We start from the raw sequence: 23,641 nt of genomic DNA, 5'->3' as shown, positions 1-23,641 counted from the left end.
AGTACGCTCCGTGTCCCATGCGACGCTTCACGCGCCCCGAACGCCCTTCCCGCTCCGCTCCGGCCCCTGTGCGGGCGCCGGGAAATCTGCCCGCCGAACTCAATCGCTTCGTCGGCCGGGACGACGAACTGGCCGTGCTGGCGCAGCGGCTGGATGCCGCCCGGCTCGTGACCCTGACCGGCCTCGGCGGCATCGGAAAAACACGACTCGCCACCCACGGAGCCACGATCTTGCAGGATCGCTTCTGCGACGGGGCGTGGCTGGTCGAGTTGTCCGCGGTACGCGACCCCGGGGTGCTGGAGCACGCCTTTGTGGAGGCGCTGGCGATCGCCGATCACTCCGGACGGCCGCCGCGCACGGCCCTGCTCGACCATCTCGCGGACCGCGAACTGCTGCTCGTCGTCGACGGATACGAGCATCTGGTGGACGGGTGCGCCGAGCTGGTCGCGGCCCTGCTGCGCCGCACCCCGGGCCTGCGGGTGCTCGCCGCAGGACGGCGCCCGCTGGGAGTTGCGGGCGAGGAGAACCTGCCCGTGCGGCCGATGAGCCGCGCCGACGCGGTCGGCCTCTTCGCGGACCGTGCCGCCTGCGTCGTGAGCGGCTTCTCCGTACGGCAGTCGAACGAGGCCGCCGTCACCGAACTCTGCCGCCGTCTCGACGGCATTCCGCTCGCACTGGAACTGGCCGCGGGGCGGCTGGGCGTCCTCTCCGTGGAACAGGTGCTGCACCGCCTCGACGACCGGTTCCGGCTGCTGACCGGTACCACCCGCGGCGGACCGCCACGCCACCAGGCGCTGCGGACGGCGATCGGCTGGAGCCATGAGCTGTGCACGGCCGAGGAGCGCCTGCTGTGGGCCCGGCTCTCCGTCTTCGCCGGGCAGTTCGACCTGGAGGCGGCCGAGTACATCTGCTCGGGCCCGGAGCTGCCGACCGAGGAACTCCTCGACGTCCTGGGGGAGTTGGTCGCCCAGTCGGTGCTGGTGCGCGAGGAGACGGGCACCGGGGTGCGCTACCGGATGCTGGACACCGTGCGGGCGTACGGCGCGGACTGGCTGGAGGCGACGGCCGACGCCGACCGGATGCGTCGCCGGCACCGCGACTGGTACCTGGGCCTGGCCACCTGGTGCGAACTGGACTGGTTCAGCCCTCGGCAGGCGGTGATCGCGGCCCGGATCGAGGCGGAGCTGCCCAATCTGCGGGTGGCCCTGGAGCAGAGCCTGGAGAGCGAACTCGACGCGCACCTCGGCCAGTACCTCGCGGGCACCCTGTGGTTCTACTGGGTGGGCTGCGGCCGCCTCTCGGAGGGCAGGCACTGGCTCGAACGGGCACTGGAGCTGCACAGCGGCCACGACGAGGCGCGGCTGAAGGCGCTGTGGGTGCTCGGCTATGTCGCCGTGCTCCAAGGAGACACGGTGGGCGCGCTGGGGGCGCTCCAGGAGTGCCGGGAGGACGCCGAACGCACCGGCAACGCCACGGCGGCGGCGTACGCCCTGCACCGCACCGGCTGCCTGGCACTGGTCTGCGACGACATGCCGCGCGCGGAGACGCTGCTGCGCGACGCGCTCGGCCGCTACCGGGAGATCGGCGAACTCAACAGCAATGTGCTGATGGGGCAGGTCGAGCTGGCGATGGCGGTGGCGTTCCAGGGCGAGCTGGATGGCGCGGTGCAGCTGTGCGAGGAAGTCCAACAGGTGTGCGACGACCACGGCGAGCGCTGGACGCTGGCGTACGCCCAGTTCGTCCTGGCCTACGCGGCGTGGACCCGCGGTGAGGGCCGACGGGCCCGGGCGCTGCTGGAGGAGTGCCTGACCATCGACCACACCTTCCACGATCTGCTGGGGTCGGTGCTGGCGATCGAGTTGCTGGCGCTGGTGACCCTCGGCGAGGGGGACGCGGAGGAGGCCGCGGTGCTCCAGGGAGCCGCGGGCCGGATCTGGCCGTCGGTCGGACTGCCGCTGTTCGGCTCGCGTTACTACAACCAGCCGCACGCGCTGTGCGAGGAGCGGGCGCGGGCCCAGCTGGGCGCCGAGCGCTACGAGGACTGCCTGACCGCGGGCGGCCGGCTGGATCTCGATGCGACGGTGGCCAGGGTCGTCGGCCGTACCCGAGGGGTGCCGGGCCCCCGCCGCTCGGTGCGCGTCACGGCGTCCTTCACGAACGAACCCGCCGCCTCCCCCTCCGCGAGCGGTGGGGAGACGGCGGGCTGAGTGCCGTTCGCCGGAGCGACTGCGCCTGAATTTATCGGGCGTAGTACTCGACGACGAGCTGCTCGTCGCAGATCACCGGGATCTCCTTGCGGTTCGGGTCCCGGTCGAGACGGAACGCCAGAGCCGGCAGGTTGACCTCGAGGTAGCGCGGGGTCTCACCGTCGGTGTCGTAGCCACCCTCACGGGCGACCTGGAAGGGGTGCTTCTCGCGGCTGCGCTCGCGGACCATCACGACGTCGCCGGGGCGGACGCGGAAGGACGGCTTGTCGACCTTGCGGTCGTTGACCGCGATGTGGCCGTGGACGACCATCTGGCGGGCCTGGTAGATGGTGCGGGCGATGCCCGACCGCAGGACGAGCGCGTCCAGACGGCGCTCAAGCTCGATGATCAGCGCTTCGCCGGTCTTGCCTTCGACCTTCCGAGCGCGGTCGTAGGCACGCGCCATCTGGCGCTCGCTGATGTCGTACTGAGCACGCAGGCGCTGCTTCTCGAGCAGACGGACCTTGTAGTCACTGCTCTGCTTGCGGCCACGGCCGTGCTCGCCGGGCGGGTAGGGACGGGCCTCGAAGTACTTGACGGCCTTCGGCGTCAGGGCGATGCCGAGAGCGCGCGACTTCTTGACCTTGGGACGCGACTGGTTCACGTGGAACGGACCTCCGTGTAAGTTAGGTGAGGCTTACCTTATCGCGAGGAGAACGCATGTTTCGACCTGGGATCCCCCTGCCCAGTGCCCAAGGCACCGAGGCGGGTCAGCCGCGTCCCGTGGAAGACGCCCAGCAGCCCACTGCCGCCGAGCGCGTACGAACCCTCGTCGAGTCCAATGGTATGGCGTCTTTGAGCATCCCAGGTGTCGAGGACCTCGATGAGAGCGGCCTCTCGGCACCGGTTTGCCGAACCGTGACACCCGACGGAGACCTGCTATTGCTGGTCCCTGGCGACTGTGCGGCGGCTCGGGCGGCTGCGTACGCGCAGGACGACGACCTTACCGCAGTGATGGAGATCACGGATGTCGCGCCGGTTTCCGTACCGCACCGCATCCGCGGACGGGCCTGGGTGGCCGGCTGGCTGACCGCCGTACGCAACGAGCAGCGCGCCGAGGCGGCGATGCTCCTCGCCGAGCGGCACCCCGTCGGCGAGCTGCTCGGCATCGGCGAGGCACTCCAGCCCCAGCCGGCGCCGGGGCTGTCCGGGCGGGCCGCCTGGATGATGCTCCGCCTGGAGGTCGGCGAGGGCGCGGTGGACGATCTGTGGGGCGCGGAGCCCGTCGAGCCCGACGAGTTCGCCGCCGCGGTTCCCGATCCGCTGGTGGCCCACGAGGCGGAGCTGCTGCAGCATCTGCACGCGGCGCACGACGAGCAGGTGCGGGGGCTGTGCGCGCTGCTCGGCGACCGGTCGCAGATCTGCGGCGTGCGCGACCGGGCCGTCCCGGTGGCGCTCGACCGGTTCGGGCTGCGGGTCCGCTTCACCGACACCGACCACCGGTCCTTCGATGCGCGGTTCGACTTTCCGGAGCCGGTCCGGGATGTCGTCGAACTCCGCCGTGCGATGCACACGCTCTTCGAGGCCGCGGCGGAATGACTCCCACACCGGAATGACCCGAAGAGGCGACACGACGGCCGCCGGGGCTGACGCATCGCCTTGACCGGACGGGAGCTCGGCAGCGGCCGGCGAGGTCGTCAGTCGCCGGTCTCGCCGCGCAACCGGGCACGGACCCGGTCGGCGACGTCGGCGTAGCGCGCTTCTGCGCCGTGCCGGGTGGGGGTGTAGTAGCGCGTGCCGTGCACCTCATCCGGCGCGTACTGCTGGGCCGCGATGCCGCCCGGAAGGTCGTGGGGGTACTGATAGCCCTTGCCGTGACCCAGCTTCTCCGCGCCCTTGTAGTGGCCGTCGCGCAGATGCGGCGGCACCGGGCCCGCCTTGCCCGCGCGGACGTCGGCCAGCGCGGCGTCGATGGCGGTGTAGGCGGCGTTCGACTTGGGGGCAAGGGCGAGGGCGATGGTGGCCTGCCCGAGGGTGATCCGGGCCTCCGGGAAGCCGATCATCGCCACGGCCTGGGCGGCGGCGACCGCGGTCTGCAGAGCCGAGGGATCGGCCAGACCGATGTCCTCGCTCGCCGAGATCATCAGCCGGCGGGCGATGAAACGCGGGTCCTCCCCCGCCTCGATCATGCGGGCGAGGTAGTGCAGGGCCGCATCGACATCGGAGCCGCGGATGGACTTGATCAGTGCGCTGGCGACGTCGTAGTGCTGGTCGCCGCTGCGGTCGTACTTCACCGCCGCGCGGTCGACGGACTCCTCCAGCGTCTGGAGGGTGATCTCCTTCTCCCCCTTGGACAGCGCCGACCCGGCGCCCGCCTCCAGGGCCGTCAGCGCCCGCCGGGCGTCGCCGCCCGCGATACGCAGCAGATGCGCCTCGGTGTCCTCGGGGAGGGTCACCGAGCCCGCGAGCCCCCGGGCGTCGGTCAGGGCACGGTGCAGCAGACCGCGCAGATCGTCGTCCGTGAGCGGTTCGAGAGTCAGCAGCAGCGAGCGGGACAGCAGCGGGGAGATCACCGAGAAGTACGGGTTCTCGGTGGTCGCGGCGATCAGGGTGACCCAGCGGTTCTCGACCGCCGGGAGCAGGGAGTCCTGCTGGGCCTTGCTGAAGCGGTGGATCTCGTCGAGGAAGAGGACGGTGTCCTTGCCGAAGCCGCCCGAGGCGCGCCGGGCGCCGTCGATGACCGCCCGGACCTCCTTGACGCCCGCGGTGATCGCGGAGAGCTCCACGAAGCGCTTGTTCGTCGCCTGGCTGACGACATACGCGAGAGTCGTCTTGCCGATGCCCGGCGGCCCCCACAGGAAGACGGAGGACGGCCCCGCGGGTCCTCCGCTGCCCTCCCCCACCAGGCGGCGCAGGGGCGAGCCCGGCTTGAGCAGATGCTGCTGCCCCACGACCTCGTCGAGGGTGCGCGGACGCATCCGCACGGCGAGAGGGGACCCCGCGGGGTCCTTCTCCTGGCGGTCTTCGGCAGCAGCGGTGAACAGGTCGGGCTCCACGCTCACGAGCCTATGTCACGCCACTGACAACGCCGCCGGCCACGTCCTGACCGGCGACGGGGACTCAGAGCAGGGTGCTCCAGTACGACCACCACTTGGTGAGGATCAGCAGCGCGATCACGCCGTACCAGAGCACCGGCACGACCCAGTGGAACTCCAGCACGTTGCTGCGCAGGCCCTCGGGGCACGGGATGATGCCGTGCTTGAGGTTGTGGACGGTGGTGTACCAGAACATCAGGATGGTGGCGCACCAGGTCAGCGTGCACCACAGGCAGAGCGAGTTGATCTCGTACAGCGACTGGGACATCAGCCACATGCAGAAGACCGTGCCGAGCAGGGTGCCGATGTTCAGGCCGATCCAGAACCAGCGGCGGTAGCGGGCGCCCGCCACCAGGCCCATGCCGATCGCGACGACCGCGCCGAACGTGACCAGCCCGGCGACCGGGTTCGGGAAGCCGAAGACCTCCGCCTGCGCGCTCTTCATGACGTTGCCGCAGGAGATGATCGGGTTGAGGCTGCAGGCCGGCTTGAAGTTCGGGTCCTTCAGCAGCTCGATCTTGTCGAGCGTGATGACCCAGGAGGCCAGGACGCCCAGCGCACCGGTGATCACCAAGAGCCAGGCGAGACCGCGACCCGAGCCAATGGTGCCCGCGCCGCTCGCGCGGTCGTCTTCGGTGGACACGTCGCCGTCAATCGCTGTCGTCGTCATATCGCCGTTCCGTCGATCCCATGGGAGATGAGGGTGAGCTAGCGGAGCCGCGGGGCCGCGGCCGTCCTTCATTCTGCCTCAACTCCTCGACGGGTCACCGTTCGATGAACATAAAGACGAACGGCCGCGGGGCGCCCTGACCGGCGCCACCGGCGGTTTCCAGCCCTGGCCACGCCGCCCCGGCCGCCGGTGGACCGGCGGACGAATCATGCGGCGGGATGAAGGGCCGGGCCCCGCGTTGACGGGGCAGTCCCCTGCGCGACGCGAAGGGGCCCGGACGGTGCTGTCACCGTCCGGGCCCCTCCTGCGCTTGCCTGCCGCGCGGTGCCTCAGCCCAGGATGCGCCGGATCTCGTCGACGACACCGTCCAGCGCGACCGGGGTCTGCTCGCCGCTCTCCAGGTCCTTGATCTGGACGAGGCCCTCGGCCAGATCCCGCTCGCCGGCCACCAGCGCCAGCCGCGCGCCGGAGCGGTTGGCCGACTTCATGGCGTTCTTCAGGCCCTTGCCGCCGTACGCGAAGTCGGTGGCGACGCCGGCCCGGCGCAGCGCGGTGACCGTGCCGAACAGCACCCGGCGGGCCTCCTCGCCGAGCGGGACGGCGTAGACGGCGGTGGCGGCGGGGATGTCGAGCGTGATGCCCTCCGCCTCCAGCGCCAGGACCGTGCGGTCCACGCCGAGCGCCCAGCCGACGGACGGCAGCGCGGGGCCGCCGATCATCTCGGACAGGCCGTCGTAGCGGCCGCCGCCGCCCACCGCGGACTGCGAGCCCAGGCCGTCGTGGACGAACTCGAAGGTGGTGCGGGTGTAGTAGTCCAGGCCCCGGACCAGCTTCTCGTCGTCCTCGAACCGCACGCCCGCCGCGGTCAGCAGTTCGCGCACCTGCTCGTGGTAGGTCTTGCACGCCTCGCACAGGTAGTCACGCAGGGCCGGGGCCCCGACCAGCTGCTTCTGGACGGTGTCGCGCTTGTCGTCCAGGACCCGCAGCGGGTTGATCTCGATCCGGCGGCGGGTCTCCTCGTCCAGCTCCAGCCCACGCAGGAAGTCCTGCAGGGCGGCGCGGTAGACGGGGCGGCACTCGGCGTCGCCGAGCGAGTTCAGCAGGATGCGGAACTCGCGCAGCCCGAGCGAGCGGTACGCCTGGTCGGCCAGGAGGATCAACTCGGCGTCGAGCGCGGGGTCCTCGGTGCCGATCGCCTCGGCGCCGACCTGCGAGAAGTGGCGGTAGCGGCCCTTCTGCGGACGCTCGTAGCGGTAGTAGGAGCCGGAGTACCAGAGCTTGACGGGGAGGTTGCCGCCCTTGTGGAGGTTGGCCTCCAGCGCCGCGCGCAGCACGGACGCGGTGCCCTCGGGGCGCAGCGCGAGCTGGTCGCCGCCCTTGGTCTCGAAGGCGTACATTTCCTTGGTCACGATGTCGGTGGACTCACCGACACCGCGGGCGAACAGCTCGACGTTCTCGAAGCCGGGCGTCTCGATGTAGCCGTAACCGGAGTTCCGCAGCGGCGAGGAGATGGCCTCGCGCACCGCGAGATAGGTCGCCGAATTCGGGGGGAGCAGGTCGTACGTGCCCTTGGGGGCCTGAAAGGTGCTCACGGAAGGTCTCGTCACATTCCTCGTCGCGGAGCGGCGGTGAAGCCGTCTCCGAAGCCGGCGGCCACTTCCCGGAGATAGGGGTTGGCGGCGCGCTCGCGGCCGATGGTGGTCTGGGGGCCGTGGCCGGACAGCACGACGGTGGAGTCCTCCAGCGGCAGGCACACACGCGCCAGCGACTGCAGGATCTCGGCGTGGTCGCCGCCCGGCAGATCGGTACGTCCGATGGAGCCGGCGAACAGCAGGTCGCCCGAGAAGAAGACCGGCGGGATGTCGGCCTGCTCGGGCATCCTGAACGTCACCGACCCCTTGGTATGGCCCGGCGCGTGCGCGACGGAGAACTCCATGCCGGCCAGCTCCAGCGCGCCGCCGTCGGTCAGCTCCTTGACGTCGTCCGGCTCCCCCACGGTGAGTTCGCCCATGAGCTGCTGCCCGATGGAGCGGCCGAGGGCCTTCTCCGGGTCGCTCATCATGTAGCGGTCCTCGGGGTGGATCCAGGCAGGGACGTCATGCGCGCCGCACACCGGGACGACCGAGGCGACGTGGTCGATGTGGCCGTGGGTGAGGATGACCGCGACGGGCTTGAGCCGATGCTTCGCGACGGCGTCCTCGACTCCTTGGGCAGCCTGGTGGCCCGGGTCGATGATGACGCACTCCTCGCCGGCGGCGGGGGCGACCAGATAGCAGTTGGTCCCCCAGGCCCCGGCGGGGAACCCGGCAATCAGCACGTTCGTCCTTAAAGGTCGGTGACGGTCGGCGGAGAGCGGCCCGCGGGATCGCTCCCGGAACATCTCGGCAGCTCCAGAGCCTACCGGCGGGACTCCCGGCGGGGCGAACCCGTATACGGTACGGCCACGGCAGACAAGAGCGGCGCAACGCTCACGACAAGGAGACGACCGGTGGTCAGCAGCGATCAGCGGCGGCGGAAGCTCGCCCGGGAGAAGTTCGAGCGCCAGCAGCAACGGCGGTCCGCGGCCCGCCGGAAGGTCAAACGCCGCAACGTGATCATGGCGTCCACGCTGGCCGTGGTCCTCGCCGCCGGTGCCGCCGCCTACGCCTCGGCGGGGCTGGCGGGCGGCACGGACGACGCCGACCGGGCCGCGGCCAGTCCCACGAAGGACCCCTGCGGCAAGCCCGCGAAGGGCTCCCCGTCCCGCAAGACGTGGAAGAAGGAGCCGGCGATGACGGTCGACACCTCCGCCTCGTACGCCGTGAAGCTGGGCACCACCTGCGGCCGGATCGAGCTGAAGCTGGACGCCCGCAAGGCGCCGCACACCGTGAACTCCTTCGCCTTCCTCGCCCGCCAGGGCTACTTCGACCACAGCAAGTGCCACCGCCTGGTCGACCAGGGCATCTATGTCCTGCAGTGCGGCGACCCGGCCGGCACCGGCAAGGGCTCCCCCGGCTACACCATCCCGGACGAGAACCTCAAGGACCCCCGGATCAAGGGCAACGTCTATCCGGCGGGCACGGTCGCGATGGCCAACCGCTACGACGGCAAGAACGACAGGACCCGCGACTCCGGCAGCAGCCAGTTCTTCCTCGTCTATCAGGACAGCCAGTTGCCACCCAACTACACACCGTTCGGCACCATCACCGGCGGTATGGACGTCCTGCGAAAGATCGCCGAGGCGGGTTCGACGGCCGATCCGGCAACCGACAACACCGCTCCGAACGCCACCGTCGTCATCGACCGGGCCACCGTCACGAAATCCTGACGGATGCCCGGCCGGCCGGGGGCGAAGTGGTGTCGCCCCTGTGTGCGAACCACGGAATTTTGGTCGTGCTGGATGCGGACAGCCGACCGCCGTTCGCCTAGATTGGCGTTGTGTAGGGTGCCTGCTCCGACGGCCTGCCACCCTCACCGCAAGACAGCCCGTCGGACCGGCCAGGGCGAGGCTCTGCCGGACAGAAACTGTGGACGATGCCGGGGGGCCGCACGCCCTCGTCGGCATCATGTGGAGGAGGCGCTGTGAGCAGCGACCCATGGGGCCGCGTCGATGAGACGGGGACCGTGTACGTGCGTACCGCCGACGGCGAGCAGGTTGTCGGATCGTGGCAGGCGGGATCTCCCGAGGAGGCTCTCGCCTACTTCGAGCGCAAGTACGAGGGCCTGGTCGTCGAAATCGGCCTCCTCGAGCGACGGGTCAAGACCACCGACCTGTCGGCGAAGGACGCCACGACCGCGATCGACCATCTGCGCCAGCAGGTCGACGAGCACCACGCGGTGGGTGATCTGGAAGCGCTGAGGAAGCGGCTGGACAAGCTCGTGTCCACGGTCGAGGCGCGGCGCGAGGAGCGCAAGGCGCAGAAGGCCAAGCAGAGCGACGAGGCCCGCCAGGCCAAGGAGAAGCTGGTCGCCGAGGCCGAGGAGCTGGCGACGAGCGAGCAGTGGCGGGTGGCGGGCGAGCGGCTTCGGGCGCTGGTCGACACCTGGAAGGGGCTGCCGCGTCTGGACCGCAAGGCCGACGACGAGCTCTGGCACCGCTTCTCGCACGCCCGCTCGGCCTTCTCCAAGCGCCGCAAGGCGCACTTCGCGTCGCTGGACGCGCAGCGCGAGGACGCCCGTAAGGCCAAGGAGAAGCTGGTCGCCGAGGCCGAGTCGCTGTCGAAGTCGACGGACTGGGGGGCGACGGCCGCCCGCTACCGCGAGCTGATGGCGGACTGGAAGGCGGCCGGCCGCGCCCAGCGCGAGCACGAGGACGACCTGTGGAACCGCTTCCGCGGCGCGCAGGACATCTTCTTCCAGGCGCGCGGCGAGGTCTTCGCGGAGCGCGACGCCGAGCAGCGGGAGAATCTGACCCGCAAGGAGGAGCTGGTCACCGAGGCCGAGAAGCTCCTTCCGGTCTCCGATCTGAAGACGGCGCGGGCGGCGTTCCGCTCGATCAACGAGCGGTGGGAGGCCATCGGCCACGTGCCGCGGGACGCCCGCCCGAAGATCGAGGGGCGGATGCACGCCGTCGAGCGCGCCATCCAGGAGTCCGAGGAGGCCGAGTGGCGGCGTACCAACCCCGAGGCGCGGGCGCGCGCCGCGGGGCTGACCGGCCAGCTCCAGGACGCCGTCGACAAGCTGGAGAAGCAGATCGACGCGGCGCGTGCGCAGGGCAACGACGCCAAGGCGGACAAGCTCGGCCGTGAGCTGGAGGGCCGCAAGGCACTGCTGGACCAGGCGCTGAAGGGCCTGGAGGAGTTCGGCGGCTGACCACCGCACACGGCGGAGGGCCCCGGTAGGCGATGCCTGCCGGGGCCCTCGTCATGTCGTGGGCGGCCGCCGCGCACGGGCGGCGGCCGCCTGCCGTCAGGGCCTGCGCGCCGAGGTCACGCGGTAGACGTCGTAGACGCCCTCCACACCGCGCACGGCCTTCAGGACGTGCCCCAGGTGCTTGGGATCGCCCATCTCGAAGGTGAACCGGGAGGTGGCGACCCGGTCGCGGGAGGTCTGGACGGCCGCGGAGAGGATGTTGACGTGCTGGTCGGACAGCACCCTGGTGACGTCCGACAGCAGCCGGGAGCGGTCCAGCGCCTCGACCTGGATGGCGACCAGGAAGACCGAGGACTGGGTGGGTGCCCACTCGACCTCCAGGATCCGCTCGGGCTGCTTCGACAGCGAGTCGACGTTGACGCAGTCCGCGCGGTGCACCGATACGCCGCTGCCGCGGGTGACGAAGCCGATGATGGGATCGCCCGGGACAGGCGTGCAGCAGCGGGCGAGCTTGACCCACACATCGTCGACGCCCTTGACCACGACGCCCGGGTCGGCGCTGGAGCGCCGCTTCGAGCGCGGCCGGATCGGCGTCGACTCGGCGATGTCCTCGGTGGCCTCGTCCTGCCCGCCGAGCGCCTGCACGAGCTTCTGCACGACGCTCTGCGCGGTGACGTGGCCCTCGCCGATGGCCGCGTACAGCGAGGAGATGTCGGGGTAGCGCATCTCGTGCGCGAGGGTGACCAGGGAGTCGCCGGTCAGGATCCGCTGGATCGGCAGGTTCTGCTTGCGCATGGCCCGCGCGATGGCGTCCTTGCCCTGCTCGATGGCCTCGTCCCGGCGCTCCTTGGAGAACCAGGCGCGGATCTTGTTGCGGGCGCGCGGTGACTTGACGAAGCCCAGCCAGTCGCGGGACGGCCCGGCGCCGGGCGCCTTGGAGGTGAAGACCTCCACCAGGTCGCCGTTGTCCAGGGTCGATTCGAGCGGTACGAGGCGCCCGTTGACCCGTGCTCCTATCGTGCGGTGGCCGACCTCGGTGTGCACCGCGTAGGCGAAGTCCACCGGGGTGGCGCCCGCCGGCAGCGCTATGACGTCGCCCTTCGGCGTGAAGACGAAGACCTCGTTGCGGGAGAGGTCGAAGCGCAGCGATTCGAGGAACTCGCCCGGGTCCTCGGTCTCCTTCTGCCAGTCCAGCAACTGCCGCAGCCAGGCCATGTCGTTGACGGTGTCCTGGCCCGCGCCCTTGCCCGCGCCCTTGGGGATGTCCGTACGCACCTTGGAGGCGCCGGCGACGGCCTCCTGCTTGTACTTCCAGTGCGCGGCGATGCCGTACTCGGCGCGGCGGTGCATGTCGAACGTGCGGATCTGCAGCTCGACGGGCTTGCCGTTGGGCCCGATGACCGTCGTGTGGAGCGACTGGTACATGTTGAACTTGGGCATCGCGATGTAGTCCTTGAACCGCCCCGGTACCGGATTCCACCGGGCGTGGACGGTGCCGAGCGCCGCGTAGCAGTCGCGGACGGTGTCGACGAGGACGCGGATGCCCACCAGGTCGTAGATCTCGGCGAAGTCGCGGCCTCGCACGATCATCTTCTGGTAGACGCTGTAGTAGTGCTTCGGCCGGCCGGTGACGGTGGCCTTGATGCGGGCCGCGCGCAGGTCCGCCTGGACCTCGTCGGTCACTATCGCCAGGTACTCGTCGCGCTTGGGCGCCCGCTCGGCGACCAGCCGCACGATCTCGTCGTACATCTTGGGGTAGAGGATCGCGAAGGCGAGGTCCTCCAGCTCCCACTTGATGGTGTTCATGCCCAGGCGGTGGGCGAGCGGAGCGTAGATCTCCAGCGTCTCGCGGGCCTTCTTCTCCTGCTTCTCCCGCTTGAGATAGCGCATGGTGCGCATGTTGTGCAGCCGGTCGGCGAGCTTGATGACCAGTACCCGCGGGTCCTTGGCCATCGCGACGACCATCTTGCGGACGGTCTCGGCCTGCGCGGCCTCCCCGAACTTGACCTTGTCCAGCTTGGTGACGCCGTCGACGAGCAGCGCGACCTGGTCGCCGAAGTCACGGCGCAGGGTGTCCAGGCCGTACTCGGTGTCCTCGACGGTGTCGTGCAGCAGGCCGGCCATCAAGGTGGCCGGGTCCATGCCCAGCTCGGCGAGGATCGTGGTCACCGCGAGCGGGTGGGTGATGTACGGGTCGCCGCTCTTGCGCTTCTGGCCGCGGTGCCAGCGCTCGGCGACCTGGTAGGCCCGCTCGATCTGGCGCAGCGTCGCCGCCTCGATCTTGGGGTCGTTGCCGCGCACGATCCGCAGCAGCGGTTCCAGGACCGGGTTGTACGGGCTGGAGCGCTGGACGCCGAGCCGGGCGAGGCGGGCGCGGACGCGGTTGGGCGATCCGGAGCGGCCGGCCGGGGTGGGCGGCAGCGGCTTGGACGCCGGGGCCGGTGTCGCGGACGGACCTGCCTTGGCGGGCGGGCCGGCCTTCGACGCCGGGGCCGCGGAGCCCGCCGGGCCTGCTGCGGAGGCGTCCCGGGCGGGGCGGTCCGCGGGAGGCGGGGACGCGGCGGCAGGCCGGTCGGCCGAGGGCCGGGGCGCGGCGTTGCCGTCGGACTCGCTCTGCCGCTCGGGCTTCGGCGTGTCCGAGGCAGCCGCGTCCTGGGGCTTCGGCTCGTCCGGGCGCGCGGCGGGGGATCCCGCCGGACGCGGTCCGGGGGAGAGCGGCTGGGCCTCGTCTGGCAAGAGCACTCCTCAAGCGGTTCCGGACCACAAGACCACGATCGGGTCGGGGTGCCATGGTATCGACCTCATGGGCGCGGCTCTCCCGCGGCCATGATTCCGTACATGACACAGCACCAGGGGCGCCCGAATTCTTCCGGGGCCCCTGGTGCCGAGGTGAGGCGTGAGGTCGGCTCAGACCGTGATCAGGGCCTCCAGCGGAGCGCCCTTCAGGCCCGGCTCCAGCCGGGCCCGGCCGGCGAGGAAGCCCAGCTCCAGCAGGACCGCGACGCCCGCGACATCGGCGCCCGCGCGGCGGATCAGCTGCAGCGAGGCGTCCGCGGTACCACCGGTGGCGAGCACGTCGTCTATCACCAGCACCCGGTCCCCCGGGGCCAGCGCGTCGGCGTGGATCTCGATCTCGGCGGTGCCGTACTCCAGCGCGTATGACTGCCCGAGCGTCGCGCCGGGCAGCTTGCCGGCCTTGCGGACGGGGACGAAGCCGATACCGGCGCGGACCGCGACGGGCGCCGCGAGGATGAACCCGCGGGCTTCGAGGCCCACGACCTTGTCGGCGCGGTACTCCCGGCACAGCTCCACGAACGCGTCGGTCAGCGCGCCGAAGGCGGCCGCGTCGGCCAGCAGCGGGGTGATGTCCTTGAACATCACGCCCGGCTGCGGGTAGTCCGGGACGTCCGAGATCCGGCTGAGCAGCAGCTCACGCAGCTCCGTGGGGGCGCTCATCGGCGCTTGCCCGACGGGCGGCCGCGTCCGCGGTTACGGGAAGCGGGCTGGGAGCGCGGTCCGACGACCGCGGTGTCGTCGTCGGATCCGGCCGCCCCGGCGGGGTCGCCGTCCTGCGGCTCCTCCGGGCCCGCGCCCTTGGCCGCGGCCGCGGCGCGCTTGGCCCGTACCCGCTTGACCAGCGCCTTCATCTGCGGCTCGCGCTCCTTGAAGTCGGCGACCAGCGGGGTGGCGATGAAGATCGAGGAGTACGCACCGGCGGCGAGACCGACGAACAGGGCCAGCGAGATGTCGTTGAGCATGCCCGCACCGAGCACGCCGCCACCGACGAAGAGCAGACCGGCGACCGGCAGCAGCGCCACGACGGTGGTGTTGATGGAGCGCACCAGGGTGCCGTTGATGCTGCGGTTGGCGATCTCGCTGTAGGTGAAGCGGGTCTGCTTGGTGATGTCCTTGGAGGCTTCCTTCAGGCTGTCGAAGACGACGACCGTGTCGTACAAGGAGTAACCGAGGATCGTCAGCAGACCGATGACCGTGCCGGGGGTGACCTCGAAGCCGACCAGGGCGTAGATGCCGACCGTGATCGTGAGGTCGTGGATCAGCGCGATCAGGGCGGCCAGCGCCATCCGCCACTCGAAGGCGATGGCGAGGTAGATCACCACGAGGATCATGAAGATCCCCAGGCCCAGCCAGGCCTTGTTGGCGATCTGCTCACCCCAACTCGGGCCGACCAGCTGGGTGTTGACGTCCTTGACCGGGACGTTCAGGTCCTTGGCGAGCTCTTCCTGGACCGGGACCGCCTGCTTGGTGTCCAAGCCGCTGATCTGGATACGCAGCGAGCCGCCGCCGAGCTTTTGCACCACGGCCTGGCGGCCGCCGGCCGCGGACTCGGCCTTGTGCTGCGCCTCCGAGGCGGACACCGAGGTCTCGGGGGTGGTGAAGACCGCGCCACCGGAGAACTCGATGCCCATGTTCAGGCCGCGTACCGCCAGGCCGACGATGGCCGTGATGGTGATGAGGATCGAGATGCCGTACCAGATCTTGCGCTTGCCGATGAAGTCGTAGCCGACCTCGCCGCGGTAGAGCCGGGCGCCGATGTTTCCGAGCTTGGACATCTCACGCCTCCTTCGTCTCGGTGGGGGCGGTACCGCGGCGGCGTCGCAGCGGGGGCTTGGCGCCCAGACGCTTGGGATCCAGACCGGACCACGGGTGGCCGTCGGCGAAGAACTTCCGCCGGGCCAGCAGCGTCATCAGCGGCTTGGTGAAGAAGAAGACCACGACGACGTCGAGGACGGTGGTCAGACCGAGCGTGAACGCGAAGCCCTGCACCTTGCCGACGGTGACGATGAACAGCACCGCGGCGGCCAGGAACGACACGAAGTCGGAGACCATGATCGTGCGACGGGCGCGCGGCCAGCCGCGTTCGACGGCCGGGCGGAGCGTGCGGCCCTCGCGGATCTCGTCGCGGATGCGTTCGAAGTAGACGATGAAGGAGTCGGCGGTGATACCGATGGCGACGATGGCGCCACAGACCGCCGGCAGGTTCAGCGCGAATCCGATGGCCGGTCCGAGCAACGTCATGATCGTGTACGTCAGGACCGCCGAGACCGCGAGGCTCGCCAGCGCGACCAGCGCCAGGCCCCGGTAGTAGGCGACCAGGTAGATGACGACCAGGGCGAGGCCGATGGCGCCGGCGATCAGACCGGCGTGCAGCTGCTCGCCGCCCAGGGCCGCGGTCACCGTGGTCTCGTCGTCGATCTTGAAGGACAGCGGCAGCGCACCGTAGGACAGCATGTTGCCGAGGTCCTCGGCGGACTGCTGGGTGAAGCCGCCGGAGATGGTGGCGTTACCGCCGTTGAGCTGCTGGCTGACACGCGGGTCGGAGACCACCGCGCCGTCCAGGACGATCGCGAACTGGTTCTGCGGCTGCGTCTTGGTGGCGAGCTTGCCGGTGATGTCCGCGAACTTCTTGCCTCCGTCGGAGGTGAAGTCCATCTGGACGATCCAGCCCTGGCCCTGCTGGCTGTCGAAGACGGCCTTGGCGTCCTTGACGTCGGTGCCCTCCACGGCGACCGGGCCGAGCGCGTACTTCTGCGAACCGTCGTCCTTGCAGGCGACGATCGAGTCGGTCGGCTTGGAGTTGGCGGCCTGCTGACCGGCCGTGGCGCGCTTCGCCTTGGTGGAGCAGTCCAGCGCGGCGAGCTGCTTCTGCACGGCGGGCGGCAGGTCCGCGGCGCCACCGGTGGGCGGCACCGGGGGAAGGGAGGGCTTGGGCTTGCCCGAGGGGGTCGGCGTGGCGGACGGCGCCTTCTTCAGGGAGTCCGTGGCGGCCCTGCCCTGTGTCGTGGCGCTCGCGCCGGGCTTCGGGGAGGAACCGGCGCTCTGCTTGCCGGCGTCCTTGGCGCCCGGGCCGACCTTGCTCTTGCCGTCGTCGCCCTTGCCGTTCTTGCCGCCCGGGGAGGGGCTGGCCGTGGGGTCGGGGGTCTTGGCGCCGGCAGTGGTGGTCAGCACCGGCCGGAATCCGAGCTGGGCGGTGGTGCCGACCTGCTGGCGGGCCTGCTTCGCGTCCGTCCCCTTGGGGATGTTCACGATGATGTGGTTGCTGCCCTGCGTCTGGACCTCGGACTCGGTCACACCGAGGCCGTTGACCCGCCGCTCCATGATGCCGGCGGCGGTGTTCATGTTGGTCTCGTTGATCGCGTTGGGCTTGCCCGGCTGGTTCTGGGCCGCCAGCGTGAAGCTGGTGCCACCCGCCAGGTCGATGCCCAGTCGGGGCGTCAGCGTGCCGGAGTAGAACATGCCTCCGACCAGAGCGACCATCGCGATCAGGATCAGGACCAGGGTGCGCCCCGGATGACCCTGGCTCGCGGGCGCCCTGCGGCCCTTCTTCGGTGCTGCCACCTTCTCGTATCTCCCTGTCCAACCACTCGGCTTCGGGTGTCTGCCGAGCGGCCACGAAGTGTTGTGGGGACGTGCCCCCGCCGGAGCCTAGACCGTCCCGGAACCGCGGTGCACCGCTCAGGGGTGCTCCGCGGTTCCGTGCGGGGCGGGACTACTTCGCGTCGGCGCCGCCGGCCTTCTTGTCGTCCTTGGCGGGCTCCGCGTCGCTCTTGGCGGTGTCGGAGTCGGCCTTGGCGGCTTCCTCGGCGGCGGGCTCATCGGCCGCGGCGGCCGGCTCGGCCGGGGTCTCGTCCTTGCCCAGGTCGATCTTGTCGGCCTTGTCGCCCGTCTCGGGGGCGTCGGCGGCGGTGGCGCCGGTCAGCGACGAGGCGTCGTCCGGGACGACCGGCTCGTCGTGGGAGACCGGGTCGGCGCCGTCGAGAATGCGGTTGTACTCCTCGTCGGGGAGAACCGCGCCAATGGCGTTCTTGGCGTAAATGGCGTGCACGCTGGGAGCAACCTCAAGGAGGACGGTGTCCTCGTGGATTTCCTTGACGGTGGCGTACATGCCGCCGATCGTCCGGACGCCGGTGCCGGGCTGCATTTCATTGCGCATCTGGGCGGCCGCCTGCTGCTTCTTCTTCGCAGAGCGGGTCATCAGGAACATGGCCCCGATGAGGACGATGAAGGGGAGGAGAGTCACGATACTCACGGGACGGAAATCCTTCGCACGACCGCTGATGCGCGGTCTGATATACGGGGGTGGGAATGCCGGTCCATTCGGACGGCATCGGCGGAGTCTAAGCGAGTCCCCACCGGTGGAACAACGCCCAGCATCGCACCGCAGTTCCTGACCGGGCGAGTCTCCGCGCCGTCAGCCGCCGAACAGGCCCTGCTGACCGGTTCCTCCCGATTGCTGCTGCGGCGGAACGAGCCCCAGGTGGGCCCAGGCCGCGGGGGTGGCGATCCGGCCACGGGGGGTGCGGGCGAGCAGGCCCTCGCGCACCAGGAAGGGCTCGGCGACCTCCTCGACCGTCTCGCGCTCCTCCCCCACCGCGACGGCCAGCGTCGACAGGCCCACCGGGCCGCCGCCGAAGAGCTTGAGCAGGGCCGTCAGCACGGCACGATCCAAGCGGTCCAGGCCGCGCTCGTCGACCTCGTAGACGCCCAGGGCCTGCGAGGCGATCTCGCGGGTGATCACGCCGTCCGCCTTGACCTGGGCGTAGTCGCGGACGCGGCGCAGCAGGCGGTTGGCGATACGCGGGGTGCCGCGGGAGCGGCCGGCGATCTCGGCGGCGCCATCGGCCTCTATGTGGACGTCCAGCAGGCCGGCCGAGCGGTGGATGACGCGCTCCAGCTCGACGGGGGCGTAGAACTCCATGTGGCCGGTGAAGCCGAAGCGGTCCCGCAGCGGGGGCGGCAGCAGGCCGGCCCGGGTGGTGGCGCCGACCAGGGTGAAGGGCGGGAGTTCCAGGGGGATGGCGGTGGCGCCCGGGCCCTTGCCGACGATCACGTCGACGCGGAAGTCCTCCATCGCCATGTAGAGCATTTCCTCGGCGGGCCGGGACATCCGGTGGATCTCGTCCAGGAAGAGGACCTCGCCCTCCTGGAGGGAGGAGAGGATCGCGGCGAGATCTCCGGCGTGCTGGATGGCGGGGCCGGAGGTGATGCGGATCGGGGCGCCCATCTCGGCCGCGATGATCATGGACAGGGTGGTCTTGCCGAGCCCCGGGGCCCCGGACAGCAGGACGTGGTCGGCGGTGGCGCCGCGCGCGCGGGCCGCCCGCAGCACCAGGTCGAGCTGTTCGCGCACCCGCTCCTGGCCCACGAATTCTTCGAGGTCCTTGGGCCGCAGAGCGGCCTCGACGGCGGTGTCCTCGCCGTCGGCGTCCGCCCCGACGAGCCGGTCGGCCGCGCCGGTGGCGGCGTCGGCGGCGATGTCATCGGCGGTGGACGGTGCGGTGTCGTCCCAGTTCACTACGGATTGCCTCGCGGGGTCGGGGCGGCCGGGCCGCCTGCATGGTCATGCGGTCGGGGGCCCGGAGTCGCGGCGGTGCCGGGCCGGCCGCGACGGACCGCCGGGCCCCGGGCGGCGCGGCTCATCGCGCCCGGTTCAAGGTCTGCAGAGCGGCCTTGAGGAGCTGCGGCACCTGGGGCTGCCCGCCGTCTGCGACCGCCGCGTCAGCCTGCGGCGCGACCGCGGCCACCGCTTCCTCCGCCTCGCGGGTGGCGTAGCCGAGGCCGATCAGGGCGGCGTGCAGCTGGTCGCGCCAGCCTGTCGTGACGGGGCTGCCGACGCCGGCGCGGGCGGTGCCCACCGGCGCGCCGAGGCGGTCCTTCAGCTCCAGGAGCAGCTTCTGCGCGCCCTTCTTGCCGATGCCGGGGACCGCGGTGAGCGTCTTCTCGTCACCGGTGGACACGGCCAGACGCAGGGTGTCAGGGGAGTGCACGGCCAGCATGGCCTGGGCGAGCCGGGGGCCGACGCCACTGGCGGTCTGCAGCAGCTCGAAGGTCTGCCGTTCGTCGTCGTCGGCGAAGCCGTAGAGGGTGAGGGAGTCCTCCCGCACGACGAGGGAGGTGGCGAGCTTGGCCTGCTGGCCGATGCGCAGCCCGGACAGGGTGTTCGGGGTGCACTGGACGGCCATGCCGACACCGCCGACCTCGACGACGGCGGTGTCCGGGGCGAGGGCCGCGACCGGGCCGGAGACGAAGGCGATCATCGGGTGCCCTTCTGGGGTGCCACCCGGCGCGGGCCGGGGGACGGGAGGGAGGAGGGGGCGGCGCGGCGGGCCGCGGCGTGCGCCTGCTGGAGGCGGTTGACCGCGGGGGCGCGCCAGATGTGGCAGATGGCCAGGGCGAGAGCGTCGGCCGCGTCGGCCGGCTTCGGCGGTGCGTCGAGCCGCAGCAGGCGGGTCACCATGGCGCCGACCTGGGCCTTGTCGGCCCGGCCCGAGCCGGTGACGGCTGCCTTGACCTCACTGGGGGTGTGCAGCGCGACGGGCAGTCCGCGGCGGGCGGCGCACAGCATGGCGACCGCGCTGGCCTGGGCGGTGCCCATGACCGTACGGACGTTGTGCTGGCTGAACACCCGCTCCACGGCGACGAATTCGGGCCGGTACTCATCGAGCCATGCGTCGATGCCGCGCTCGATCAGGACCAGGCGGTGCGCGATGTCGGCGTCCGCCGGGGTCCGGACGACACCGACGCCGACCATGCTCAGCGGGCGGCCCGCGACGCCGTCCACCACGCCGACTCCGCAGCGCGTCAGCCCCGGGTCCACGCCGAGAACCTTCATCGGGCCCTCCCCTCCGGCTCGACCATGTGTTCCTGCAGGCTATCGGCTGCCACTGACAATGCGACGGGCCGGCGGGGTGTGTCCCGCCGGCCCGTCGCACGCACAACGATCAGACAACCGAAAACCGAAACCGAGAACCGAAATGCGAGGAATCAGCGCGGCCGACGGCCAACTCCGCCTGTGCGGTGCCGGATCGGCCGGGTGGAGCCGTCAGGCGTCAGGCGTCGACCTTGGCCATGACGTCGTCGGAGACATCGAAGTTGGCGAAGACGTTCTGCACGTCGTCGCTGTCCTCCAGCGCGTCGATCAGCTTGAAGATCTTGCGCGCGCCTTCCTCTTCGAGCTCGACCTGCATGGTCGGGACGAAGTTGGCGTCGGCCGAGTCGTAGTCGATGCCGGCGTCCTGGAGCGCGGTGCGCACCGCGACAAGGTCGGTGGCCTCGCTGAGCACCTCGAAGCTGTCACCGAGGTCGTTGACCTCCTCGGCGCCCGCGTCCAGGACCGCGCCGAGCACGTCGTCCTCGGTCAGCTCACCCTTGGGGACGATCACCACGCCCTTGCGGTTGAACAGGTAGGACACCGAGCCCGGGTCGGCCATCGAACCGCCGTTGCGGGTCATCGCGACCCGGACGTCGGAGGCCGCGCGGTTGCGGTTGTCGGTGAGGCACTCGATGAGCACCGCGACGCCGTTGGGGCCGTAGCCCTCGTACATGATGGTCTCGTAGTCGGCGCCGCCCGCCTCAAGACCCGCACCGCGCTTGAGCGCGCTGTCGATGTTCTTGTTGGGCACCGAGCTCTTCTTGGCCTTCTGGATGGCGTCGAAGAGCGTCGGGTTGCCGTCCACGTCGGCGCCGCCGGTGCGGGCCGCGACCTCGATGTTCTTGATCAGCTTCGCGAAGAGCTTGCCGCGCTTGGCATCGATCACGGCCTTCTTGTGCTTCGTCGTAGCCCATTTAGAGTGGCCGGACATCCGCCTGTCTCCTTCGCGTAACCAATTGAGAAACGAACGCCTGAGATCCTACCGGGACGGCGCCGGACCGCAGTAACTGCCGCCCGCCGCCGTCACCGCCCCGGATCAGCGCTCCGCGCGCCTCACCATATCGACGAAGAACGCGTGAACGCGGTGGTCGCCGGTGAGTTCCGGGTGGAAAGACGTGGCAAGGACGTTACCCTGCCGGACCGCCACGGTGTGCCCGTCGTACGTCGCGAGGACCTCCGCGGACGCGCCGACCGACTCGACCCACGGCGCCCGGATGAAGACGCCGTCGACCGGCCCGCCGGGGATACCGGCCATGTCCACGGCCGCCTCGAAGGACTCGTTCTGCCGCCCGAAGGCGTTACGGCGCACGATCATGTCGACGCCGCCGAGCGTCTCCTGGTCCTCGCGGCCGTCCAGCAGCTTGTCCGCGACCATGATCATGCCCGCGCAGGTGCCGTAGACCGGCTTGCCGGCCCGGACGAACGCCCGCAGCGGCTCCAGCATGCCGAAGACGACCGCGAGCTTGGACATGGTGGTGGACTCACCACCCGGGATGACCAGACCGTCGAGCCCCTCCAGCTCCTCGGCGCGGCGCACCGGCCGCGCCAGGGCGTCCGACTCGGCGAGCGCCGTGAGGTGCTCGCGGACATCGCCCTGGAGGGCCAGTACTCCGATGGTGGGGGTGGTCATGGACGCCCTACCAGCCGCGGTTGGCGTAGCGCTCGGACTCGGGGAGGGTGTCGCAGTTGATGCCGACCATGGCCTCGCCCAGGTCGCGGGAGGCATCCGCGATGACCTTCGGGTCGTCGTAGAAGGTGGTGGCCTTCACGATCGCGGCGGCGCGCTTGGCCGGGTCGCCGGACTTGAAGATGCCGGAGCCGACGAACACGCCCTCGGCGCCGAGCTGGCGCATCAGGGCCGCGTCGGCCGGGGTCGCCACGCCACCGGCGGAGAACAGCACGACCGGCAGCTTGCCGAGCTCGGCGACCTCCTTGACCAGCTCGTAGGGGGCGCGCAGCTCCTTGGCCGCCGCGAACAGCTCGTTGTTGTCGTAGCCGCGCAGGCGGGCGATCTCGCCCTTGATCTGACGCATGTGGCGGACCGCCTCGACGACGTTGCCGGTGCCGGCCTCGCCCTTCGAGCGGATCATGGCCGCGCCCTCGGCGATGCGGCGCAGCGCCTCGCCCAGGTTGGTGGCGCCACAGACGAAGGGGGTGGTGTAGGCCCACTTGTCGGAGTGGTTGACCTCGTCGGCCGGGGTGAGCACCTCGGACTCGTCGATGTAGTCGACGCCGAGCGACTGCAGGACCTGGGCCTCGACGATGTGGCCGATGCGGGACTTGGCCATGACCGGGATGGAGACGGCGTTGATGATGCCGTCGATCATGTCCGGGTCGGACATGCGGGCCACGCCGCCGTCCTTGCGGATGTCGGCCGGGACCCGCTCCAGGGCCATGACGGCGACGGCGCCGGCGTCCTCGGCGATCTTCGCCTCTTCCGGCGTGACGACGTCCATGATCACGCCACCCTTGAGCTGCTCGGCCATTCCGCGCTTGACGCGCGCGGTTCCGGTCTCGGGGTGCTGGGGCGTGGTGGGCGTGCTGGACACGGTGGACCTCACTCAGTGCGGGTGGTTGTACGTTGCCGCCCACACAACCCTTTGCGAGTGGCCTGCGAAAAGGGCCAATTAGAGGTCAGTGGCTCGTTACGGCCGGCGACGCCGCGCGGCGGGCCCCGCTCAGTTTCCGCCCGAGCGGTCGTCGAGCACCGCGGGCGGCTCGTCGTCCATCTCGAAGGCCAGCGGGAACGGCGCGTGACCGGCCAGCCGCAGATAGCGCACGACCCGGTGCCGGCGCACCGCGCGCGCGGCCCTTACGGCGTCGTTGTGGAAGCGGCGCGCCATCGGCACCCGGCGCACCGCCGCGGTCAGCTCGGCGACCGTCTCCTCGCCGCCCGGGGCCTCCCGTACGGCCTCCAGCTGGGCGTCCTCGGCGAAGATGGCGCGCAGCGCCTGGGTCAGCTCGCTCTCGGCGACCTCGCGGTGGTCCTCCTCGGCCTGCCGGGCCTCGTGAGCCGCCTGGTAGAGCACGATCGAAGCGGCGGGGTCGAGCACACCCGAGGTGCCCACCTCCTGGGCGACCGAGGCCCGCCGGAGCAGTTGGGCGTCGAGGGCCGCCCTGGCCGCGTCGATCCGTGCGTGCAGGCGGTCGAGGCGTCCGGCGGTCCAGCTCAGGTAGACGCCGATGAGGACGACCGCGGCCGCGATCCAGATGAAGGTGGTCACGCCGG

Annotated in this window: 21 protein-coding genes; 4 read left to right on the top strand and 17 right to left on the bottom strand. The window is 70.8% G+C overall.

All coding sequences use genetic code 11. The features are described 5' to 3' along the window. Positions 1-17: 17 nt before the first annotated feature. The gene (locus tag QOM21_RS30015) at positions 18-2,207 is read left to right on the top strand and encodes an ATP-binding protein (protein ID WP_407554146.1); all 2,190 of its coding nucleotides are present in this window, start codon (positions 18-20) and stop codon (positions 2,205-2,207) included. A 31-nt stretch (positions 2,208-2,238) separates the two neighbouring features. On the opposite strand, the gene rpsD is transcribed toward QOM21_RS30015, so the two are convergent. Continuing rightward, positions 2,239-2,850: a 30S ribosomal protein S4 gene (rpsD, locus tag QOM21_RS30010; protein ID WP_393894217.1), complete on the bottom strand. Its 612-nt coding sequence runs from the start codon at positions 2,848-2,850 to the stop codon at positions 2,239-2,241. Positions 2,851-3,032: 182 nt separating this feature from the next. Between rpsD and QOM21_RS30005 the strand changes: the two genes are divergently transcribed. Beyond that, positions 3,033-3,785, top strand: a complete 753-nt coding sequence (locus tag QOM21_RS30005) for a DUF2470 domain-containing protein (RefSeq protein ID WP_407555907.1) — start codon at positions 3,033-3,035, stop codon at positions 3,783-3,785. A 98-nt stretch (positions 3,786-3,883) separates the two neighbouring features. Here QOM21_RS30005 and QOM21_RS30000 read toward each other — a convergent pair whose 3' ends face one another. The 4 genes from QOM21_RS30000 to QOM21_RS29985 all read right to left on the bottom strand — a co-directional run bounded on the left by QOM21_RS30000 (position 3,884) and on the right by QOM21_RS29985 (position 8,268). Beyond that, on the bottom strand, positions 3,884-5,242 hold the full coding sequence (locus QOM21_RS30000; protein WP_407554145.1) for a replication-associated recombination protein A: 1,359 nt from the start codon (positions 5,240-5,242) through the stop codon (positions 3,884-3,886). 64 nt (positions 5,243-5,306) lie between these two features. Next, positions 5,307-5,951: a vitamin K epoxide reductase family protein gene (locus QOM21_RS29995; protein ID WP_407554144.1), complete on the bottom strand. Its 645-nt coding sequence runs from the start codon at positions 5,949-5,951 to the stop codon at positions 5,307-5,309. A 329-nt stretch (positions 5,952-6,280) separates the two neighbouring features. Continuing rightward, complete coding sequence (gene hisS, locus QOM21_RS29990) at positions 6,281-7,543, bottom strand: histidine--tRNA ligase (RefSeq protein WP_407554143.1); 1,263 nt, start codon at positions 7,541-7,543, stop codon at positions 6,281-6,283. Positions 7,544-7,554: 11 nt separating this feature from the next. Next, on the bottom strand, positions 7,555-8,268 hold the full coding sequence (locus tag QOM21_RS29985; protein ID WP_407554142.1) for an MBL fold metallo-hydrolase: 714 nt from the start codon (positions 8,266-8,268) through the stop codon (positions 7,555-7,557). Positions 8,269-8,439: 171 nt separating this feature from the next. On the opposite strand from QOM21_RS29985, the gene QOM21_RS29980 reads away from it, so the two are divergent. Continuing rightward, positions 8,440-9,258 carry a peptidylprolyl isomerase gene (locus QOM21_RS29980; protein ID WP_407554141.1) on the top strand — a complete coding sequence of 273 codons (819 nt, stop codon included), beginning with the start codon at positions 8,440-8,442 and terminating at the stop codon, positions 9,256-9,258. Positions 9,259-9,512: 254 nt separating this feature from the next. Beyond that, the gene (locus QOM21_RS29975; RefSeq protein ID WP_407554140.1) at positions 9,513-10,742 is read left to right on the top strand and encodes a DUF349 domain-containing protein; all 1,230 of its coding nucleotides are present in this window, start codon (positions 9,513-9,515) and stop codon (positions 10,740-10,742) included. Positions 10,743-10,838: 96 nt separating this feature from the next. Here the strand turns inward: QOM21_RS29975 and QOM21_RS29970 are convergent, their stop codons facing one another. From QOM21_RS29970 to QOM21_RS29915, 12 genes are all read right to left on the bottom strand, one after another. Further along, positions 10,839-13,478: a RelA/SpoT family protein gene (locus QOM21_RS29970; protein WP_407554139.1), complete on the bottom strand. Its 2,640-nt coding sequence runs from the start codon at positions 13,476-13,478 to the stop codon at positions 10,839-10,841. Positions 13,479-13,649: 171 nt separating this feature from the next. Continuing rightward, a complete protein-coding gene (locus tag QOM21_RS29965) occupies positions 13,650-14,198 on the bottom strand; it encodes an adenine phosphoribosyltransferase (protein WP_407554138.1) in 549 nt (182 codons plus the stop codon). Further along, the gene (gene secF, locus QOM21_RS29960; protein WP_407554137.1) at positions 14,195-15,313 is read right to left on the bottom strand and encodes a protein translocase subunit SecF; all 1,119 of its coding nucleotides are present in this window, start codon (positions 15,311-15,313) and stop codon (positions 14,195-14,197) included. The genes QOM21_RS29965 and secF overlap by 4 nt, the downstream gene beginning before the upstream one ends. A 1-nt stretch (position 15,314) precedes the next feature. Then, a complete protein-coding gene (gene secD / locus QOM21_RS29955; RefSeq protein WP_407554136.1) occupies positions 15,315-17,099 on the bottom strand; it encodes a protein translocase subunit SecD in 1,785 nt (594 codons plus the stop codon). 151 nt (positions 17,100-17,250) lie between these two features. After that, entirely contained in the window at positions 17,251-17,790 is a 540-nt protein-coding gene (yajC, locus tag QOM21_RS29950) for a preprotein translocase subunit YajC (RefSeq protein WP_407554135.1), read from the bottom strand. Positions 17,791-17,952: 162 nt separating this feature from the next. Continuing rightward, a complete protein-coding gene (gene ruvB, locus QOM21_RS29945; protein WP_407554134.1) occupies positions 17,953-19,056 on the bottom strand; it encodes a Holliday junction branch migration DNA helicase RuvB in 1,104 nt (367 codons plus the stop codon). A 121-nt stretch (positions 19,057-19,177) separates the two neighbouring features. Beyond that, positions 19,178-19,798 (bottom strand): Holliday junction branch migration protein RuvA, encoded by a 621-nt coding sequence (gene ruvA, locus QOM21_RS29940; protein WP_407554133.1) that lies wholly within the window; start codon positions 19,796-19,798, stop codon positions 19,178-19,180. After that, positions 19,795-20,373 (bottom strand): crossover junction endodeoxyribonuclease RuvC, encoded by a 579-nt coding sequence (gene ruvC / locus QOM21_RS29935; protein ID WP_407554132.1) that lies wholly within the window; start codon positions 20,371-20,373, stop codon positions 19,795-19,797. Before ruvC ends, ruvA begins: the two co-directional genes overlap by 4 nt. 217 nt (positions 20,374-20,590) lie before the next feature. Continuing rightward, positions 20,591-21,343 carry a YebC/PmpR family DNA-binding transcriptional regulator gene (locus tag QOM21_RS29930; protein ID WP_407554131.1) on the bottom strand — a complete coding sequence of 251 codons (753 nt, stop codon included), beginning with the start codon at positions 21,341-21,343 and terminating at the stop codon, positions 20,591-20,593. 105 nt (positions 21,344-21,448) lie between these two features. Further along, a complete protein-coding gene (pdxT, locus tag QOM21_RS29925) occupies positions 21,449-22,042 on the bottom strand; it encodes a pyridoxal 5'-phosphate synthase glutaminase subunit PdxT (protein ID WP_407554130.1) in 594 nt (197 codons plus the stop codon). Between the two features lie 7 nt (positions 22,043-22,049). Then, positions 22,050-22,961, bottom strand: a complete 912-nt coding sequence (gene pdxS / locus QOM21_RS29920; protein ID WP_398557490.1) for a pyridoxal 5'-phosphate synthase lyase subunit PdxS — start codon at positions 22,959-22,961, stop codon at positions 22,050-22,052. 129 nt (positions 22,962-23,090) lie between these two features. Next, entirely contained in the window at positions 23,091-23,636 is a 546-nt protein-coding gene (locus QOM21_RS29915) for a hypothetical protein (protein ID WP_407554129.1), read from the bottom strand. Positions 23,637-23,641: the final 5 nt, after the last annotated feature.

This window comes from Streptomyces sp. Pv4-95 (assembly GCF_045782725.1).
In the GTDB taxonomy this organism is placed as follows: domain Bacteria; phylum Actinomycetota; class Actinomycetes; order Streptomycetales; family Streptomycetaceae; genus Streptomyces.
Note: the sequence above shows the minus strand (reverse complement) of the source record. Positions and strands in the feature narration are given on the sequence as shown.

Excerpts from the sequence above, each read along its gene's own strand:
- QOM21_RS30015 (WP_407554146.1), top strand. The coding sequence starts at position 18 with ATGCGACGCTTCACGCGCCCCGAACGCCCTTCCCGCTCCGCTCCGGCC.
- QOM21_RS30005 (WP_407555907.1), top strand. The coding sequence starts at position 3,033 with ATGGCGTCTTTGAGCATCCCAGGTGTCGAGGACCTCGATGAGAGCGGC.
- QOM21_RS29995 (WP_407554144.1), bottom strand. The coding sequence starts at position 5,951 with ATGACGACGACAGCGATTGACGGCGACGTGTCCACCGAAGACGACCGC.
- QOM21_RS29965 (WP_407554138.1), bottom strand. The coding sequence starts at position 14,198 with ATGAGCGCCCCCACGGAGCTGCGTGAGCTGCTGCTCAGCCGGATCTCG.
- secF (WP_407554137.1), bottom strand. The coding sequence starts at position 15,313 with ATGTCCAAGCTCGGAAACATCGGCGCCCGGCTCTACCGCGGCGAGGTC.
- ruvA (WP_407554133.1), bottom strand. The coding sequence starts at position 19,798 with ATGATCGCCTTCGTCTCCGGCCCGGTCGCGGCCCTCGCCCCGGACACC.
- ruvC (WP_407554132.1), bottom strand. The coding sequence starts at position 20,373 with ATGAAGGTTCTCGGCGTGGACCCGGGGCTGACGCGCTGCGGAGTCGGC.
- QOM21_RS29930 (WP_407554131.1), bottom strand. The coding sequence starts at position 21,343 with ATGTCCGGCCACTCTAAATGGGCTACGACGAAGCACAAGAAGGCCGTG.
- pdxT (WP_407554130.1), bottom strand. The coding sequence starts at position 22,042 with ATGACCACCCCCACCATCGGAGTACTGGCCCTCCAGGGCGATGTCCGC.